Annotated in this window: 3 protein-coding genes; 2 read left to right on the top strand and 1 reads right to left on the bottom strand. The window is 54.3% G+C overall.

What is annotated here, in order from left to right; all coding sequences use genetic code 11:
- On the top strand, positions 1–286 hold a 286-nt coding region (locus H0V34_12505; protein MBA2492469.1), incomplete at its 5' end, for an ATP-binding protein.
- Positions 287–512: 226 nt separating this feature from the next.
- Here the strand turns inward: H0V34_12505 and H0V34_12500 are convergent.
- Positions 513–1,103 (bottom strand): class I SAM-dependent methyltransferase, encoded by a 591-nt coding sequence (locus H0V34_12500; GenBank protein MBA2492468.1) that lies wholly within the window; start codon positions 1,101–1,103, stop codon positions 513–515.
- Positions 1,104–2,258: 1,155 nt separating this feature from the next.
- Between H0V34_12500 and H0V34_12495 the strand changes: the two genes are divergently transcribed.
- A partial coding sequence (locus H0V34_12495; GenBank protein ID MBA2492467.1) for a 50S ribosomal protein L3 N(5)-glutamine methyltransferase occupies positions 2,259–2,656 on the top strand: 398 nt, incomplete at its 3' end.

Raw genomic sequence — 2,656 nt, 5'->3', positions numbered from 1 at the left:
TCGTGTGGAATTGCAGCGGCGCGTGTTTCTAATCGGCCCCAATGCCTCTGGGAAGTCCAACTTCCTCGGCCTGTTCCGATTCCTGCACGACCTTGTGTCCGTCGGGGGAGGCTTTCAGGAAGCCGTACGCAAGCGTCGGGGCATCTCAAGCCTGCGCTGTCTCGCGGCGCGCGGGACGCTTCGGCTCATGGGGCGTTTGTGGATCGCCCTGGCCGGCGGTGGCCCTTTGCTCTTGGAAGAGCCCGAGTTGAATCTCCACCCGGAGCGGTGCTCGACCAGCCGCTGACCCCGCAAGGCCAAGGCGCGCACCCTCACACTCATCCGCGAGCGCATCGGTACCCGCAAGCCCGCCGCCTATGTTCTCGGCGAGTGTTGGTTTGCGGGGATCGAGTTCTATGTCGACGAGCACGTGCTAGTGCTGCATCGCGAATCGCCTGCGCCCTCGCCTTTCCGGAGGGCCGAGGTCGATGCCACGGATATCTCCGGAAAAGTGGTTTCTGATTTGAAACTCTTTACTTTTTAAGAAGCAGGACTAAATGTTCATGAGGAAAGAAATAACCGTGTTCATCTTTAAACCGACTTTCTAATACAGAAAGCAATCTTTGTTTCCATTGACAATAATCTAAACGAAGCGACCAAGAAATGCTCTGAATAATGTCTTCAGGAACTTTTGTTTTTTTATAGCTGGTTATCTTCCTTATTACTGGATCGCCAAAAGATTGAAGTATTCGCATCATCCCTTTGAACCTCTCGTCGTCTTTCTGAGAACCTCTATCTGATACTAACTCATTTTTGAGATCCTCAAGTGCGTCGTTTGCTCCTTTGAATGTAATAATCATTAAATATCCTTGCTTGTTTACATTTTTCCATGCAGTTTGTAGGAATGCTTCATAAGGTTCCACTTGTTCGGGTATTGAGTGAGATGACAAGACAAGGTCAAATTTATCTTCAATAGTGCATGGAAAACTTTCGTTAATTACTACCAACCCTTCTTTTTTAAGTATCTCCGCCCTTTCCATATCTTGCTCGACAGCAATATAGTTTTTCACAGCATTTTTATAGAATAGCGCGGTTTCAATCCAACCAGCGCCAACGTCAAGCATAGATTGAATATTATGACTAGATATCAAATCCAATACTGTTTCTCTTAAGATAGTCTTTTGATTATAAGAATAAGTCTCTGAATATCTATGATAATCAATCACGGGGCTTTGTGTGGAAGGCTAAAGAGAAATAGCTAGTGCTTAAGCGATTCGTTAGAAACAGCAAGCGGAAAATAAGGGGCGTGGCACTTCATGTCGCGCCCCTCTCGAAGCGGGTGATGAGTAAACCTTTCTTAACCGTGTCTGACCCTAGCTTTACCTTATTTCACAACGTCTCATGACTCGACTCGTGCCCGCTAGTGTGCATCTGACCCTGATATGTACATCGTGCTGAGCATCTCATTACACACATCTGTTGGTCAGCCGCTGACACTGTTCCGGGGTGCCAGTACCATCCCACCGGCATGTAAGAGCGGTCGGGCTGGTCGGCGCATTCTTCCTCCGGCTGGAATGTCACTTTCAGACCATCTTCCACCTGTGTGATTCCGGGGGGGAGGGGCTGGAATGCACCAGTTTGCTCGTCGTGCATGTGGGGCATTATAGACGCCGAGATTGTACTGGGAGAGCTTCTGAAGCATCTCCTGAACCTCGGGAAGGTTAATTGACTCTTGGGCGGCCTGCAACTCTTTCGGCAACCCACGCAGACGGTTTCGTGAAACATTGGCTACAGTCATGATTCTCTCCTTCGTCAGGGTTTGGCCCATCCAAACGAGGCTGGGTCAGCCGCAAGGTATCATAGTAAGGATAGGGCAGCAACGGTCTTCCAGGAAGCGTAGCAAAACGAACAGATTCATTTGTTAAGTCAGAGGTTTAGTGACATCGGCTACTCTGATGCTGACCGAGCCGTGGGGGCGGGACCAGCGCGGCCAGACGTTGCATGAGCTGCAGCGGTGACATCACGACATGGGTGGTGTCATGGCCGGGGGAGCGGCGAGTACCCGGCACGAGGCCGAAGAGACCCGGTGAAACCGGGGGCCAGATCCGAGCGCCCAGGCCGTCTCACGCTCGATAAGGTCGAGACCCCCCGCGATCTGGTCCTGTGGGCCGAGGCCCGGTTCGAGGGCGCCCTATGGCTACGGTACGACGAGCGCCCGTGAGGGGGCGGTCTTCGTCGTCTTCCACGCCCTAATCCTGCCCTTCGATGTCGCCGACGCGGTGCTCGATCAGCCGCCGATCTCGGAGGGCAAGGCGCGCACCCTCCCACTCATCCGCGAGCGCATCCGTACCCGCAAGCCCGCCGCCTATGTCCTCGGCGAGTCGTGGTTTGCGGGGCTCGATTTCTATGTCGATGAGCGCGTGCTGGTGCCACGATCGCCGATCGCAGAGCTCATCGAATCGCGCTTCTCGCCGTGGCTCGACGATCCCCGCCGCATCCTCGACATCGGAACGGGAAGCGGATGCATCGCGATCGCCTGCGCCTCGCCTTTCCGGAGGCCGAGGTCGATGCCACGGATATCTCCGCAGGGACCCTCCCGCCCGAGCACCGCCACGAGCCGTCACTCGGTCTCGACGGCGGCGACGACGGCCTCGCGATCGTCAGCCGGATCCTGGAG

It is taken from the genome of Gammaproteobacteria bacterium (assembly GCA_013696315.1).
Taxonomy (GTDB): domain Bacteria; phylum Pseudomonadota; class Gammaproteobacteria; order JACCYU01; family JACCYU01; genus JACCYU01.
The sequence above is the reverse complement of the archived record's forward strand: the minus strand, read 5'-3'. Positions and strand labels throughout refer to the sequence as shown.